The sequence below is a fragment of the Streptomyces sp. CA-243310 genome (assembly GCF_050936775.1).
In the GTDB taxonomy this organism is placed as follows: domain Bacteria; phylum Actinomycetota; class Actinomycetes; order Streptomycetales; family Streptomycetaceae; genus Streptomyces.
On the sequence record NZ_JBNJMF010000002.1, the window covers coordinates 486,798 to 500,778 of the forward strand.

The window sequence follows — 13,981 nt, forward strand, 5'->3', positions numbered from 1 at the left end:
GGCGGCGACCGGCGGGTGGACGCCGCCCCGGCGCCGGAACGCGTCGGGCCGTCAGACGCGATGCGGCCCGTCGCGGTGTCGGTCGAACACGACGGCGGGGCCCGCTCCTTGGAAAGGAACGAGCCCCGAGAACCGTGCCGTGTCGGGCGAGACTACCAGCGGTACCAGCGGCCACTCCCACCCTTCGGGCGGGCCACGAAGCCCACCAGCCAGAGCACCAGAACCGCGATGGCGACCCACCAGAGGATCTTCACCGCGAAACCGGCACCGAAGAGAATCAGAGCGAGCAGAAGAACGAGAAGCAGGGGAACCATTGTCATCAACCTCCGAAACGCCGACTGCCCGCGCCCGGCCCACGCATGCGCACAAAACTTATGCGTTTTTTATCGTCCCAGGCGGGAAGTCGATGTCGCCCCGCCGACCGGCTCGCTCGACCACCGTTCACACCCACCCTGTTTGCGGGCCCGAGAACGGGTCATACGAAGCGAGGCAAGAGACTTTCTCAATGTTTGGGAGTGATGGTTGTGTCGGCTGAAGAGAAGACCCAGGCCAAGACCGAGCAGGCCAAGGGCAAGGTCAAGGAAGCCGCGGGCCGCACGGTCGGCAACGAGCGCCTCACCGTCGAAGGCCGCGCCGACCAGGCCAAGGGCGATGCCCGCGAGGCCAAGGAGAAGGTCAAGGACACCTTCAAGCACTGACCTCCTCGGAATCCGAGAACGCCTGTGGGCGGCCCCGACTCGGTCGGGGCCGCCCACAGGCGTTTGCCCTGGCTGCGCGGAGCGCACCAAGGGCGCGTGAGAACGCAACGAGCCGGGGCCCGCACCCGAAGGTGCGGGCCCCGGCCACGCGGTGTCGCGAACGTCAGGCCGTGACGATGTTCTCGGCCGTCGGGCCCTTCTGGCCCTGCGCGATGTCGAAGCTCACCTTCTGGCCTTCCTGCAGCTCACGGAAGCCCTGGGAGGCGATGTTCGAGTAGTGGGCGAACACGTCCGGCCCGCCACCCTCCTGCTCGATGAAGCCGAAGCCCTTTTCCGCGTTGAACCACTTCACGGTGCCATTCGCCATGTCAATCTCCTTCGGGGCACAGCCCAGAAATCCACACCATGCAGATTTCGAGTCGCCGCATGATCTTCCCGTCCGGAAAATGCCGGAAACACAAAAGCACCCTCACCGGCCGGAACGACCGGTGAGCACACTCGAAGTTTGGGAACCACAACTGCAACTGAAATCACAGTAGCACGCCCGGACTCGGTGAAATCGGCCCAAAATCCGGACCCTCCCGAGAGGCGAGAAACCCTGCCCGCACCTTTCTCCTCTTTCTGTGTCCGCCGGCACAGAAATTCGGCATCGAGGCGCATCGAGGCCCGACCGGGCCGCGCGCACGCCGAACGTTCCGGACACGGCACCGGTCCCGCCACCACCTGCCGGTCGCGACGCCTCACCGCCCCTACGGTGTGCACCATGACCCACGACGAGACCCCGGCGGCCGGGTACCCCGCTCACGGTCCCGCACCCGACAAGGCCCTCGACGACGACCCTCTGTTCGCCGCCGCGCGCCTCAAGGAGCGCTTGTACGCGACGATCACCATGATCTCGGTGGTGGTCGGGCTCGCCGGCTTCAGCCAGACCACCACCGGCGAGGCCGCGGCCACGATCCTCACGACCGCCGTCGGCCTGTGGCTGGCCTCCCTGGTCGCGGACCAACAGGCCCACCGCGTCGTCCACGGCCGCTTCGCCACCGGCCGCGAGCTGCGCCACATGCTGTCCGTCAGCAGCCCCCTGCTGCTGTCCGCGGCGGGCCCCCTCACCCTGCTCGCGGTGGCGGCACTGACCGCGATCGACGTGCACACCGGCCTGTTGATCTCGGCCGGGGTGAACGTCGCCGGCCTGTTCACCTGGGGGTGCTACGGGGGCATCCGCATGGGGTCCGGCACCGTCTTCGCCCTACTGGCCGGGGTGGTGGACGCGGTCATCGGAACCGCGGTCGCCCTGGTCAAGGTCGCCGCCGGCCACTGAACCGCCCGCCCCGAGACGGGCCGGCCACCGTGCGGTGGCGGCACGCCCTACGGGCGCGGGGCGATCACCGTTCCCGCCTCGTGCACCGTGATGGCCCCCGCCGGGCAGATGTCCGCCGCGTCCAGCACCCGGGCGTCCTCGTCCGTCTCCGGCGTCCGCACCGAGGCGTGCTCGTCCTCCAGAACGAACACCTCGGGGGCGACGGCGGCGCACATCCCCGAGCCCATGCACATCCGCCGGTCCGCGCGCACGGTCCACTTCCCGGGCATGGCGCTCACCACCCGACCGGCATCACGCGCGGGCCCCTGACCAGCATCTGCGACTTCCACGTCACGTCACCCGCCAGGCGCAGGCCGGGGAATCGGGTGACGAGGGCGGCCAACGCCTCCTGGAGTTCGAGGCGGGCCAACGGGGCACCCAGGCAGTGGTGGACTCCGTGGCCGAAGCCGAGGTGTGGGACGCCGTCGCGGGTGATGTCCAGGACGCCCGGGGCACTGAACCGCAGCGCGTCGCGGTTGGCGGCGCCGGTGGCGACCAGCACCGGGGTGCCGGCCCGCACCAGGGTGCCGCCGACCTCCACGTCCTCGGTGGCGTAGCGCGGCTGACTGGCGCCACTGCCCAGCGGGACGAAGCGCAGCAGTTCCTCGACGGCGTTGGACATGAGTTCGGGGCGTGATCGCAGCAGGGCGAGCTGGTCGGGGTGTTCCAGCAGGGTGAGGGTGAAGTTGGGAATCTGTGAGGCGGTGGTCTCGTGGCCCGCGACCAGGATGCCCACGCACAGGTCGACCAGTTCCAGCTCGGAGAGCCGGTCGGATCCGTCGCGGGCCTCGATGAGGGCCGTCATCAGGTCGTCCTGCGGTCGGGCTCGGTGGTGGTGGATCAGGGTGCGCATGTAGTCGCGCAGTTCCTCGCGGTTGGCCTCGAACTCGGCGGCGCTGAGGGAGCTGGTCGACAGGGCGGCGTCGCTCCAGACGCGGAAGCGGGGTCGGTCCTCCTCGGGGACCCCGAGCATCCGGCAGATCACGGCGACGGGCAGGGGGAGCGCGAACCGGTCCACGAGGTCGGCGGGCGGGCCGGCCGCCTCCAGGTCGTCGAGGAGTCCCGAGGTGAGTTCGCGCACCCGGGGCCGTAGCTTCTCCACCTGGTGGACGGTGAACGCGCGGGCCACCAGGGACCGCAGTCGGGTGTGGTCGGGCGGGTCCATGGCGAGGATGCCGCTGTCGGAGCGCCCCTCGGACTGGCGGGGTTCGTCGTGGCGGGCGCCCTCGGCACGGCTGAAGCGCCGGTCTCCGAGGACGAGACGGGCGTCGGCGTAGCGGGTGACCAGCCAGGCGCTCTCGCCGTAGGGCAGTTGAACGCGTAAGAGTCCGGGGCTCTCCCGAACCTCCTCGTAGGCGTCGGCGAGTCGGAGCCCCTCGGCGGAGTTGAAGGGATAGGCCAGGGGCGCGGTGGTGTCGGTGTCCGGTGCGGGCATCGCGGCCTCCATATGTAAGCGACTGCTTACAAACGTAGAACGGTCCCTTCGGACGGTCAACGGGGCCTCGACGTCGTTATCCTGACAGGCCGCCCAAGAACGACCGGCGCACGCGGAACGCGCCGGCGCACGACGCGGAGCCAAGACGAGAAGGCGGAACGAGGACAGCGACGATGGACGAAGCCAGGGGCCCGCGCGCGGGCGAGCGCCGCCGCGACGCCTCGGCCACCCGCCGCCGGATACTCGACGCGGCGCGCGACCTGTTCGCCGAGCGGGGATACGAGCGGGCCACCGTCCGCGACATCGCGGAACTGTCCGGCTCGAACCAGGCGCTGCTGTTCCGCTACTTCGGCTCCAAACAGGGACTGCTCGCCGAGGTGCTCGCGCGGGGAGGTCTGGAGCAGGTACGGGCCACCCCGCCCGAGGAGCTGTTCGAGACCGCGCTGCGCTCCATGCTCACGAGCAGCGCCGCCGGCACGGGCGACCGTTCCCTGGAGGTGTACCTGCGGTCGGTGGGGCGCGGCGAGGACGCCGCCGGGACCCTGCGTGAACTCGGCGAGGAGTACCAGCGGGCGTTGGCCTCGCTCTCCGACGCGCCGGACGGCGCCCTGCGCGCCGATCTGGCGATGGCCTGGCTCCTCGGCATCGGCCTGATGCGGACCGTCGTGGCCCGCGAGCCGCTGGCGGGCGCCGACCCGGACGAGGTGTGCGCTCTCGTCCTCACCACGCTGCGCCACCTGTGGGCGGCGCCCACGGGCGAGGCGTAGTCCGTCGGAGGCGTCGGGACCGTGACGGGCGGTTCCTCGCGCTCTTCGACATCCGGGCGCCCCTTCCTCGGGAGGGGCGGCGTGACTACCAGGGCAGCTCGCGCACCTGCTGCACGCACAGCACCACGAACAGCAGGCCGGCGCCCGCGAGCATCGCGTTGCTCAGCGCGCCGTTTCGCCACTCGGTGGGCGTGCGCGTGGAGTTGAGCAACCACAGCAGGGTGAGGGCCAGGAACGGCATGAAGAACGCGCCGATCACCCCGTACACGATGACGAGCCCGAAGGGCTGGTCGAGGAACAGCAGGCCGATGGGCGGGAAGGTCAGCCAGAGCAGGTACGCCCGGAAGGGCAGGGACTTCTCGCGATCCGTTCCGGCCGGGACGAGGGAGGGTCGGACTTTGGTCGTGAAATCGGCGAACATCAGGCTGACTCCGTGCCACACCCCGATCAGCGAGGTGAACGAGGTGGCGAAGAACCCCACCAGGAAGAGCTTGGCGGTGACGCCCCCGTAGCGCTGTTCCAGGATGCCGCCGAGGTCCAGCAGCCCCTTGTCGCCCTTGGCGAGCGCGGCGCCGGAGGAGTGCAGGAGTTCGGCGCCCACGAAGAGCATGGCCACCACGAAGATCCCGGTGGTGACGTAGGCGACGCGATTGTCGAGCCGCATCACCTTCATCCAGCCCGTGTCGGTCCACCCCTTGGCATTGACCCAGTAGCCGTACGCGGCGAGCGTGATGGTGCCGCCGACGCCTCCGATCAGGCCGAGCGTGTAGATCAGCGAACCGTCCGGGAGGACGGGCACGAGGCCGGCGAGGGCCTCGTCGAGGTGCGGGGTGACCCGGATCGCGAGGTAGACCGTGATCAGGAACATCACGCCGACCAGGACGGTCATGACCTTCTCGAAGACGGCGTAGCGGTTGAACCAGACGAAGACCAGTCCCACCAGGCCGCACAGCACGGCCCAGCCCTTCAGGTCCATGACCTCGGGGAACAGCGCGGCCAGCGGGAGGGCGCTGGACGACATCGCGGCGGCGCCGTAGACGAACCCCCAGACGACCACGTAGCCGACGAAGTAGACGGTGGTCCAGGGTCCGAGGCTGCGCCAGCCGTCGAAGAGGGTCCGTCCGGTGGCCAGGTGCCAGCGCCCCACCGCCTCGGCGAGGGAGACCTTGACCAGGCAGCCGATGACGGCCGCCCACAGCAGGGTGTAGCCGAACTTGCCGCCCGCGATGAGCGTCGCGACGAGATCACCGGCGCCGACACCCGTCGCCGCGACGACGATGCCGGGGCCGATGTGGCGCCAACTCGCCCTGCGTGGCGGACGATCCTCGCCGTGCCGGGTTTCGATGCGCGTGCTGTCCGCCATGGGACCCAGCCTTCCCGTCGGCCTTCCGTGGCAACCCGTGCCACCAAAGCCGCTCGCCGGCGGTCGCGCAAGAGGGCGGGAAGCGCGAGGGCACGCACGAGTGCGGGGAACACCGCGCCGAAGGGCGACGGTGTTCCCCGTGAGGTCACACGTGCGGGCGGGCCTTACCGGCGCCACTTCGACGACAGGGCCCAGGGGTCAGCGCACCGGGACGACGTCCTGCGCGGCGATGAACTCGGGGCGGCGGACGGGCGCCGCGAAGGGCTCCTCCGGCGCGTTGTCCACGCTGTTGAACACGAAGAAGACGTTGCTGCGCGGGTAGGGGGTGATGTTGTCCCCGGAACCGTGCATCGCGTTGCAGTCGAACCAGGTGGCCGAGCCGGCCTGGCCGGTGAACAGCCTGATGCCGCAGGCCTCCGAGAACTTCGAGAGCGCTTCCTGCGAGGGGATGCCCGCGTCCTGCATCTGCAGGGACCTCTTGTAGTTGTCCTTGGGCGTCTCGCCGGCGCAGCCGAGGAAGGTCCGGTGGGAGCCCGGCATGATCATGAGGCCGCCGTTGGTCGGGTAGTTCGGCGTCAGCGCGATCGACACCGAGACGGTTCGCATGCGCGGGAGCCCGTCCTCCGCGTGCCAGGTCTCGAAGTCGGAGTGCCAGTAGAAGCCGCGCGCACCGAAGCCTGGCTTCACGTTGATCCGGGACTGGTGCACGTACACGTCCGACCCGAGGATCTGTCGGGCCACGCCCACCACCCGTGGATCCGCGGCGAGTTGCGCGAAGGCCTTGCTGATGCGGTGTACCTCGAACACCGAGCGGACCTCGTCCGAGGTGGGCTCGATGATCGACCGCTCGTCCGCCCGGATCGCCGGGTCGGCGACCAGGCGGTCCAGTTCGGTGCGGTAGACGTCGACTTCCTCGGGGGTGATCAGCTGGTCCACCGGGTGGAAGCCCTGTCGCTCGAAGCTTTCCAGCTCATGCCCCCACAGCGGCCCCGGCGTCCCGGGCGCCGACCAGACGACGGGGTCCTGACGGCCGATCAGCACCTCCTCGGATCCTCGGGTCGGATACGTATCCGTGGTGCGCGCGGTCGTGGTGATCATGATGTTGCCCGCCTCTCCTCTCTACGTCTTCTCAGGCGCTGTGCGGCTCGGTGAGCAGCGGGTAGACGCCGTTCTCGTCGTGGTCCTCGCGCCCGGTGACGGGCGGGTTGAAGACGCACAGACAGCGGAAGTCCCGTGCGACCCGCAGGGTGTGCCGTTCGTGGCCGTCCAGCAGGTACATGGTTCCGGGCGTGATGAGGTACTTCTCGCCCGTCTCCTCGTCGGTGAGTTCGGCCTCGCCCTCGGTGCACACGACGGCCTCGACGTGGTTCGCATACCACATCGACGTCTCGGTGCCGGCGTAGAGCACGGTCTCGTGCAGGGAGAAGCCGACGCGCTCGCGTGCGAGCACGATGCGCTTGCTCTCCCAGGTCCCGGACGCGGCCTTCACGTGCCGGTCGGTCCCCTCGATGTCCTTGAAAGAACGGACGATCATTCTTCGTTCACCTCTCTTCACATGCGACGCGCAGGGTGGTCAGGCCGTCTCGCGGACGGAGCGCGTCAGGATTTCCAGGCCCTCTTCCAGTTCGGCGGGGGTCAGCGTGAGCGGCGGCAGGAGCTTGACCACCTCGCTCTCGGGACCGGAGGTCTCGACGAGGAGGCCGTGCTCGTAGGCCTGCCGGCAGACGGCGGTCGCCCGGGTGCTGTCCTCGAACTCCAGGCCCCACACCATGCCCCTGCCCCGGTGGGTCGTTCCCGGACCCCCGTCCTCGGCGCAGATCTCGCTCAGCGTCTGCTCGATCCGCGCGCCCTGCAGGAGGGTGCGGTCCCGCAGGCCTCCGTCACGCCAGAACGTGTCCAGGGCGGCGGTGGCCGTGACGAACGCGGGGTTGTTGCCGCGGAAGGTGCCGTTGTGCTCGCCGGGCTCCCAGATGTCCAGCTCCGGCTTGAACAGGCAGAGCGACATGGGCAGCCCGTAGCCGCTGATGGACTTGGACAGCGTCACGATGTCCGGGGTGATGCCCGCCTCCTCGAAGGAGAAGAACTCGCCGGTGCGGCCGCAGCCCATCTGGACGTCGTCGACGATGAGCAGCATGTCGCGGCGCCGGCACAGGTCCGCCAGCTGTCGCAGCCACTCGGGGCGCGCGACGTTCACGCCGCCCTCGCCCTGGATGGTCTCCACGATCACGGCGGCGGGCTGGTTCAGTCCGGACCCCTGGTCCTCCAGCAGCCGTTCGAACCAGATGAAGTCCGGCGTCTGGCCACCCAGGTAGTTGTCGAAGGGCATGGGCGTGGTGTGGACCAGGGGCACGCCGGCGCCGGCGCGCTTGAAGGCGTTGCCGGTCACGGCGAGCGAGCCGAGGGACATCCCGTGGAAGGCGTTGGTGAAGGAGACGACCGCCTCGCGTCCCTTGGCCTTCCGGGCGAGCTTCAGCGCGGCCTCGACGGCGTTGGTCCCCGTCGGCCCGGGAAACATGACCTTGTACGGGAGGGAGCGCGGCGCCAGGATCGTCGACTGGAAGGTCTCCAGGAACTCGCGTTTCGCGGTGGTCGACATGTCCAGCGCGTGTGTGATGCCGTCCCGCTCGATGTAGTCCAGCAGGGCGCGCTTGAGCACGGGATGGTTGTGTCCGTAGTTGAGCGATCCGGCTCCGGCGAAGAAGTCGAGGTACTCGCGCCCCCGCTCGTCGTACAGCCGGCTGCCGCTCGCCTTCTCGAAGACGGTCGGCCAGGCACGGCAGTAGCTGCGGACCTCGGACTCGACGGTCTCGAAAACACTCAGAAGCGGCTCGGTGATGGTCAACGAAATCTCCTTGTGAATGTGCGACGTGCGGCGTGCGGAGGTGCGACGTGGCGCGACGCGGCCATGGATCGGCGACGCGGCCGGCCACGTGGGGGTGTCGTGGGACGGGGGAAGAACCGGGCCCGAGACGGGTCAGAAGGCCAGCGGCCCGATGCGGTGCAGGACCTCGGGAGCGTGCGTGTCGGCCTCGGGGAAGTCGCCGGGCGCGAAGAGGACCTCGCGGGTCAGCGGCGCGCCGTGGCGCGCGGCGTACGCGGCGAACAGTCGCTCCGAGGCGGCGTTGTCGGGCGTGATGGTCGTCTCGACGCAGCGCAGGGGCTGCTTCCTCGCCTCGCGGACGGACAGGCCGTCGAGCAGCGCCCCGGCCACGCCCTGTCCCCGCAGGGACTCGTCCACGGCGACCTGCCACACGAACAGGGTGTCGGGGGCCTCGGGCCGGCGGTATCCGCTGACGAACCCGACGGGCCGTCCGCTCTCGTCACGGGCGACCACCGAGGAGCCGGCGAAGTCACGGCACCACAGGAGGTAGCTGTACGAGGAGTTCAGGTCCAAGGTCTTCGAGTCACGAGCGATACGCCAGAGGGAAGCTCCGTCTTCCACGTCTGGGCTGTCGAGGCGCAACTCCCCGGGAAGCTCCAGGTAGCCGCTTCGGCTGCGGTCCAGGTCTGCATGTGCAGTGGTCATGCCGACGCAAGTTACCCAGCACGGGAAAAAAATGCATGGGTCCACAAGCTTCCGGATGGAGGTCTGCCATGTTATTGATGCGGGCGCGAAGAGACCCTCGGATGCCCCTCGTTAATGATCTTCATATCGTGCTGAATCACGACATTTCATCCCAGCGAAGCCATTTATAACGAGAATGTAACTTCTGCTTTTCGCCTGCGAGTCGCCCAAGTGATCGTTACAATCCCGCAAACCTGCGACCGTTTCGACCCAGGAGGGCTGGGCAAGACGGCGGACGGAACGGACCTCGGGCAGGACGCCGCGCAGGGCATCGGGACGGCGCCGTCCGCAGGAGGTCGCCTCGGTCACCCGAGCCAGACGACGTCGATGACGTAGAGACGTCCGGCGGACCGGTTGACGAAGTACACGGCGGCGAGCTGCCCGATCGTCGCGGAGCGGACGTCCTCCCCTTCGGGGTCCCGGCCGTCGAAGGCCGGGAACGACCAGGGGTCGCGGGAGGCGATGTCGAGGACGTCACGGACGATCTCCACCGCGTACTCGGGAAGTCCCGCGAGCGCCTTCGCCGCGTGGGGGGAGAGTCGTACCGGCCAACCGCTCACCGGCGGGGTCCGAAGAGGTCCTCGAGGGCGGTCCCGTCGGTGTCGTCCCGGTCCGAGGCCAGGAAGGCGTCGACGGCCGGGGCGGCGGTGAGGCGGACATGCCAGGCGTGGACCACGTCGTGCAGCGGGGCGAGGCTGTAGCTGTGGCGGGCGTACTCCAGGGCCTGGGCCCAGTCGCGTTCGAAGGCGGGCGCCCAGCGCTCCGCGTTGCGGTCGGCCCGGATGCGGCCGAGCAGCTCGGCCGCCGCGGCGGGGGCGGGTGCCGGCGGCAGGGCGGGCGCGTACTCGGGCCGTGCGCTCATGCGTCCTCCAGAGGGTTCCGGCCGACACGCTAGCGAAAGCGCCCGCGCACGGGTTCCGGTCCGCCGGGCGCGGAGCGGCCTGTCACGCTCTGACGTGGGTGAACGCACCCTGAACACACGAACCGGCCGATTCGGGGTACGTTCGTTGGTACGGGGTGCGGCCTTGGCCATCAGGGTCGCGACGGGGGCCGCACCCCGACACTCGTGAAGACCGCACCGGACGCGTCGGTCGGCGTGTCGCCGACGGCCTGTGCCCACCTGCCCCCGCCCTGGTCGCGGACACCGGCGGCAGCGCCACGACGAGGAACCGGGCCGGACCGTGCGGGAGGCTCTCGTACGGAGGACCCCTGACACCTGCCTCATGGCTGCCTGCGGCGGTCCCCGCGGGGGCCTTCAGCCCAGGCGTCGCCGCGCCCCGCCACCGGGGGGCAGGGGTGCGGGATCGGCTCCACGGAGATGGAGGTCCCGGATCGTGGCGGCGATCTCGCGCTGGTGGTGGTCCCAGGAGACGAGCCGCTGCCAGAGGGGATCGGGTTCACCCGGCACGGTGGCGCCGCGCGCGGTCCACTCGTGGGCGAGTTCCTCGAACAGGGGCGCCTCCTCGGCGCCGGCACGGCTCGTCTGTCGGGGGACGACGGTGGCCAGGACGCCGTCGTCCGCGCCGCGGTGCCGAGCCGTGCCGGTGGTCGTGGAGTGCTTCGGAGCCATGTCCACCCAAACGACGCTCCACCCGCGCGGACACGACTCCGCCGGGCGCGGCGCGCCTCGGACGGTCAGGACGCGTCGGGATCCGGCTGCTGCCCGTCCCGGGCCAGGACCGCGTTGAACTGGGCGCCGGTGAGCAGCGCCAGGTTGGTGAACCAGAGCCAGATGAGGAAGACCACGATCCCGGCGAGCGAACCGTAGAGCCGGCTGTAGGTGCCGAACTCGGTGTAGAGCGTGAAGAGCGCCGAGGCGGCGAGCCAGAGGACGGCCGCCAGCGCGCCGCCCGGGAGGCCGCGGCGGGTTCCCCGGGCGCGCGCCGGGCCGGTGCGGAAGAGGATCAGGATCAGCGAGACGGCGATGACGAGCAGGGTCGGCCAGCGCAGTACGGCCATGGTGCCCACGCCCTCGTAGCCGGCGGCGGCCGCGACGCGGCGGGCGAAGGGGCCCGACGCGACCAGACTGGCCGCGCCGGTCACCAGCAGGCCCAGCAGCAGCGCGGCGGTGAGGACGAGGACGTGGGCGGCGCGCAGGGGCGGTCGCGTGTCGGGGAGTCGGTACATCGCGTGCAGCGCGCGGCGGAAGACCGCGAGGTAACTGGAAGCCGACCACAGGGCGCTGACGATGCCACTGGCGAGCAGCAGCCACATGGAGGACGGGTTGGCGGTCAGGGAGTCGAGCACCTCACGGAGCGTGGCCGCGGACTGGGGCGGGGCGTAGGAGGTGAGGTCGAGGATGAGGCGCTCGCGGGTGCCGGGACCGGCCAGCCCCACCAGGGAGACCGAGACCAGCAGTGCGGGCACGAGGGCCAGCACCGCGTAGTAGGTGAGGGCGGCGGCGTAGTCGGCGACGTTGTCTTCCCACACGCGCACCGCGGTGTCGCGCAGGGCGGAGCGGGTGCGCACGGCGAGCGCGACGGCGCTGTTCCCCCGGATCGCGGGGGTGGTGCGGGGAGCGGTGGGGGAAGTGTTCGTTGCCACGGGGCGCTCATGCCCCTCGTGGCCGTTCCTACGCGCCCCCGGACCCGGCCGCGCACCGTGCACGAACTCGAGATCGACACGTCACGCGATGGGCGGAATCCGTGCCGGCGCTCCGTTCGCGTCGGATGGGCGCACTAGCCTGCATCCCGTACAAAACCACCGATGCCGGGCAGTCGTGGACGCGACGTGCACGCGGCACCGACAGCTGACCGAGGAAGCCCGGTTGACAGGTCGCAGGACGACGGAACAACGCGCCGAACCCACCTGGCCGCGTACCCGCTATTGGTTCGACACCATCGTGGCGCGCGGGACCGCGCTGCTCATCGGCTGGCTCACTCTGTTGTGTCTGGCCATCGTGATCCCGGCCAGCGTCGCGCTGGTCTGGGCCGACCAGAAGGCGCCCACCACCTGGTCCGGGCAACTCGTCGCCGTCTGGGTGAGCGTCGGTCAGACCCTGAAGATCGGGGGCGCCGTCGGCAGCCCCCTGTACGTCGTCATCTCGGTCCTGCTGGCCCTGGTGGCGTTGTTGTTCGTCTCCACCCTCGTCAGCCTCATCACCACCGGCCTCAACGACAAGGTGCTGGCCCTGCGACGCGGCAGGTCCACCGTCCTGGAGTCGGGGCACACCGTACTGCTCGGCTGGTCGGACCAGGTCTTCCCGATCGTCTCCGAACTGACCGTCGCCAACTCCAATCAGCGACGGGCCGTCATCGCCGTCCTGGGGCCGAAGGACAAGGCGGAGATGGAGGACGAGATCGACACCGCGCTCGGCCGCCTCGGTCACACCCGGCTGATCTGCCGCAACGGGGTGACCACCGATCCCGCGGTCGTCTCCCTGGTCAGTCCCGAGACGGCACGCGCCGTCCTGGTCCTGACCCATGAGGGCGAGGACGGAGACGCCCACGTGGTGAAGACGCTGCTGGCGCTGGAGGCGGCGGTGCGGGGGCGGGGCCGCCCCTCCGTCGTCGCCGCGGTGCGGGACGGGCGCCACCATCGGGCGGCGGACCTGGCCGCAGGGGCTCACGGCCGGGTCCTGAACATCGAGGACATCACCGCCCGGCTCATCGCGCAGGCCTCGCGCCGGCCGGGGCTCTCCCTCGTCTACCAGGAGCTGCTGGACTTCGACGGCGACGAGATCTACATGGTCGAGGAACCCGCCCTGGCCGGGCACGCCTTCGGCGACCTGCTGCTCGCGTACGACACGTCCAGCGTCGTCGGCATCCTGCGCGGCTCGGGCGGCGTCGAACTCAATCCGGCCGCCGACAGCGTCCTCGGGGCGGGCGACCGGATCGTGCTGATCACCGAGGACGACGACACCGCGACCCGGGCGGAGCGACCGCCCACCGTGGACGAGGAGGCGATCGTGGTGCCGCGCACGACGACGGCGCCCCCGGAGCGGCTCCTGCTGCTCGGGTGGAACCACCGTGCCCCGCTCGTCGTCGAGCAACTCGACCGGTGTGTCCCCGACGGTTCGGTCCTCGTGGTCGTGGCGGAGGGCGAGGGGCCGCCGGCGGACGCCGGCCGTTGCGCGCGGTCACCGGGACGCCGCATGCGTGTGACCGTGCACAGCGGCGATGTCACCGACCCGCGGCTCCTCGACGAGCTGGACGTGCTCTCGTTCGACAGGGTCATCGTCCTCGGGTACGACGACGTGTCCGCGGCGCCCGGGGCCCTCGGCGGTGACGACAGGACCTTGGTGACCCTGCTTCACCTGCGCGCGCTGGAAGAGGCCTCCGGGCGTGAACTGGCCGTCGTGACCGAGATGACCGACGACCGCAACCGGTTGCTCGCTCCCGCCCGGGAGGGAGCCGACTTCATCGTCGGCGGCCGGCTCATCAGCCTGTTGATGACGCAGATCGCGGAGAACCCGGCCCTCGCCGACGTCTTCGACCACCTGTTCACGGTCGGCGGTGACACCCTCCAGCTGAAGCCGGCGACGGACTACGTGCTGCCCGACCGTTCGGTCACCTTCGCCACGGTGGTGGAGTCCGGCCTCAGGCAGGGGCACTGTGTCATCGGTTTCCGGCTCCACGAGGGCGGCGCGCGGGGCCGCTCGTACGGCGTCCGGATCAACCCGGACAAACGGGAGCGGGTGCGGTGGGGTGCGGAGGACTCGGTGATCGTGTTGGCACCGGAGCCGGGGGCCCCGAACGCGGACGCCCTGCCGGGGCACACGTTGCCCGGGAGGCGCAGCCGCGCCCCGTCCGAGGTGGACGGTGTGGCGTGACCGGTAGCCGCCCCGCCGGTGGGCG

Annotated in this window: 17 protein-coding genes; 4 read left to right on the plus strand and 13 right to left on the minus strand. The window is 70.4% G+C overall.

Annotated features, from left to right (window positions below):
- Positions 1-152: 152 nt before the first annotated feature.
- Entirely contained in the window at positions 153-314 is a 162-nt protein-coding gene (locus ACQEVM_RS19710) for a hypothetical protein (protein WP_053676175.1), read from the minus strand.
- Between the two features lie 210 nt (positions 315-524).
- Between ACQEVM_RS19710 and ACQEVM_RS19715 the strand changes: the two genes are divergently transcribed.
- Positions 525-698: a CsbD family protein gene (locus ACQEVM_RS19715; RefSeq protein WP_433080829.1), complete on the plus strand. Its 174-nt coding sequence runs from the start codon at positions 525-527 to the stop codon at positions 696-698.
- 163 nt (positions 699-861) lie between these two features.
- On the opposite strand, the gene ACQEVM_RS19720 is transcribed toward ACQEVM_RS19715, so the two are convergent.
- Complete coding sequence (locus tag ACQEVM_RS19720; RefSeq protein WP_053678014.1) at positions 862-1,065, minus strand: cold-shock protein; 204 nt, start codon at positions 1,063-1,065, stop codon at positions 862-864.
- 396 nt (positions 1,066-1,461) lie between these two features.
- Between ACQEVM_RS19720 and ACQEVM_RS19725 the strand changes: the two genes are divergently transcribed.
- Positions 1,462-2,016 carry a hypothetical protein gene (locus ACQEVM_RS19725; RefSeq protein WP_433080831.1) on the plus strand — a complete coding sequence of 185 codons (555 nt, stop codon included), beginning with the start codon at positions 1,462-1,464 and terminating at the stop codon, positions 2,014-2,016.
- A 47-nt stretch (positions 2,017-2,063) separates the two neighbouring features.
- Here ACQEVM_RS19725 and ACQEVM_RS19730 read toward each other — a convergent pair whose 3' ends face one another.
- Together ACQEVM_RS19730 and ACQEVM_RS19735 are read right to left on the minus strand one after the other, a co-directional pair.
- Entirely contained in the window at positions 2,064-2,285 is a 222-nt protein-coding gene (locus ACQEVM_RS19730; RefSeq protein ID WP_433080833.1) for a ferredoxin, read from the minus strand.
- Positions 2,286-2,290: 5 nt separating this feature from the next.
- On the minus strand, positions 2,291-3,490 hold the full coding sequence (locus ACQEVM_RS19735; protein WP_433080835.1) for a cytochrome P450: 1,200 nt from the start codon (positions 3,488-3,490) through the stop codon (positions 2,291-2,293).
- Between the two features lie 173 nt (positions 3,491-3,663).
- Here ACQEVM_RS19735 and ACQEVM_RS19740 point away from each other — a divergent pair, with 173 nt between their 5' ends.
- Complete coding sequence (locus ACQEVM_RS19740) at positions 3,664-4,257, plus strand: TetR/AcrR family transcriptional regulator (protein WP_433080837.1); 594 nt, start codon at positions 3,664-3,666, stop codon at positions 4,255-4,257.
- Positions 4,258-4,342: 85 nt separating this feature from the next.
- Here ACQEVM_RS19740 and ACQEVM_RS19745 read toward each other — a convergent pair whose 3' ends face one another.
- The 9 genes from ACQEVM_RS19745 to ACQEVM_RS19785 form a co-directional block, all read right to left on the minus strand.
- Positions 4,343-5,620, minus strand: coding sequence for an Nramp family divalent metal transporter (locus ACQEVM_RS19745; protein ID WP_433080839.1), 1,278 nt, complete (start codon positions 5,618-5,620; stop codon positions 4,343-4,345).
- A gap of 198 nt (positions 5,621-5,818) precedes the next feature.
- Positions 5,819-6,718 (minus strand): ectoine hydroxylase, encoded by a 900-nt coding sequence (gene thpD / locus ACQEVM_RS19750; protein WP_433080841.1) that lies wholly within the window; start codon positions 6,716-6,718, stop codon positions 5,819-5,821.
- 31 nt (positions 6,719-6,749) lie between these two features.
- On the minus strand, positions 6,750-7,154 hold the full coding sequence (locus tag ACQEVM_RS19755) for an ectoine synthase (protein WP_267799288.1): 405 nt from the start codon (positions 7,152-7,154) through the stop codon (positions 6,750-6,752).
- 39 nt (positions 7,155-7,193) lie between these two features.
- Entirely contained in the window at positions 7,194-8,462 is a 1,269-nt protein-coding gene (gene ectB / locus ACQEVM_RS19760; protein WP_433080843.1) for a diaminobutyrate--2-oxoglutarate transaminase, read from the minus strand.
- Positions 8,463-8,594: 132 nt separating this feature from the next.
- Positions 8,595-9,146, minus strand: a complete 552-nt coding sequence (gene ectA, locus ACQEVM_RS19765) for a diaminobutyrate acetyltransferase (RefSeq protein WP_433080845.1) — start codon at positions 9,144-9,146, stop codon at positions 8,595-8,597.
- Between the two features lie 344 nt (positions 9,147-9,490).
- On the minus strand, positions 9,491-9,745 hold the full coding sequence (locus ACQEVM_RS19770; RefSeq protein ID WP_433080847.1) for a type II toxin-antitoxin system RelE family toxin: 255 nt from the start codon (positions 9,743-9,745) through the stop codon (positions 9,491-9,493).
- Complete coding sequence (locus tag ACQEVM_RS19775) at positions 9,742-10,047, minus strand: DUF6247 family protein (RefSeq protein WP_433080849.1); 306 nt, start codon at positions 10,045-10,047, stop codon at positions 9,742-9,744. Before ACQEVM_RS19775 ends, ACQEVM_RS19770 begins: the two co-directional genes overlap by 4 nt.
- Before the next feature lie 393 nt (positions 10,048-10,440).
- Entirely contained in the window at positions 10,441-10,761 is a 321-nt protein-coding gene (locus ACQEVM_RS19780) for a hypothetical protein (RefSeq protein ID WP_433080851.1), read from the minus strand.
- Between the two features lie 59 nt (positions 10,762-10,820).
- A complete protein-coding gene (locus tag ACQEVM_RS19785; RefSeq protein WP_433080853.1) occupies positions 10,821-11,729 on the minus strand; it encodes a YihY/virulence factor BrkB family protein in 909 nt (302 codons plus the stop codon).
- A 223-nt stretch (positions 11,730-11,952) separates the two neighbouring features.
- On the opposite strand from ACQEVM_RS19785, the gene ACQEVM_RS19790 reads away from it, so the two are divergent.
- A complete protein-coding gene (locus ACQEVM_RS19790; RefSeq protein ID WP_433080855.1) occupies positions 11,953-13,956 on the plus strand; it encodes a CASTOR/POLLUX-related putative ion channel in 2,004 nt (667 codons plus the stop codon).
- The last annotated feature ends 25 nt before the right edge of the window (positions 13,957-13,981 follow it).

Excerpts from the sequence above, each read along its gene's own strand:
- ACQEVM_RS19710 (WP_053676175.1), bottom strand. The coding sequence starts at position 314 with ATGGTTCCCCTGCTTCTCGTTCTTCTGCTCGCTCTGATTCTCTTCGGT.
- ACQEVM_RS19720 (WP_053678014.1), bottom strand. The coding sequence starts at position 1,065 with ATGGCGAATGGCACCGTGAAGTGGTTCAACGCGGAAAAGGGCTTCGGC.
- ACQEVM_RS19725 (WP_433080831.1), top strand. The coding sequence starts at position 1,462 with ATGACCCACGACGAGACCCCGGCGGCCGGGTACCCCGCTCACGGTCCC.
- ACQEVM_RS19730 (WP_433080833.1), bottom strand. The coding sequence starts at position 2,285 with ATGCCCGGGAAGTGGACCGTGCGCGCGGACCGGCGGATGTGCATGGGC.
- ACQEVM_RS19735 (WP_433080835.1), bottom strand. The coding sequence starts at position 3,490 with ATGCCCGCACCGGACACCGACACCACCGCGCCCCTGGCCTATCCCTTC.
- ACQEVM_RS19740 (WP_433080837.1), top strand. The coding sequence starts at position 3,664 with ATGGACGAAGCCAGGGGCCCGCGCGCGGGCGAGCGCCGCCGCGACGCC.
- ACQEVM_RS19745 (WP_433080839.1), bottom strand. The coding sequence starts at position 5,620 with ATGGCGGACAGCACGCGCATCGAAACCCGGCACGGCGAGGATCGTCCG.
- thpD (WP_433080841.1), bottom strand. The coding sequence starts at position 6,718 with ATGATCACCACGACCGCGCGCACCACGGATACGTATCCGACCCGAGGA.
- ACQEVM_RS19755 (WP_267799288.1), bottom strand. The coding sequence starts at position 7,154 with ATGATCGTCCGTTCTTTCAAGGACATCGAGGGGACCGACCGGCACGTG.
- ectA (WP_433080845.1), bottom strand. The coding sequence starts at position 9,146 with ATGACCACTGCACATGCAGACCTGGACCGCAGCCGAAGCGGCTACCTG.
- ACQEVM_RS19775 (WP_433080849.1), bottom strand. The coding sequence starts at position 10,047 with ATGAGCGCACGGCCCGAGTACGCGCCCGCCCTGCCGCCGGCACCCGCC.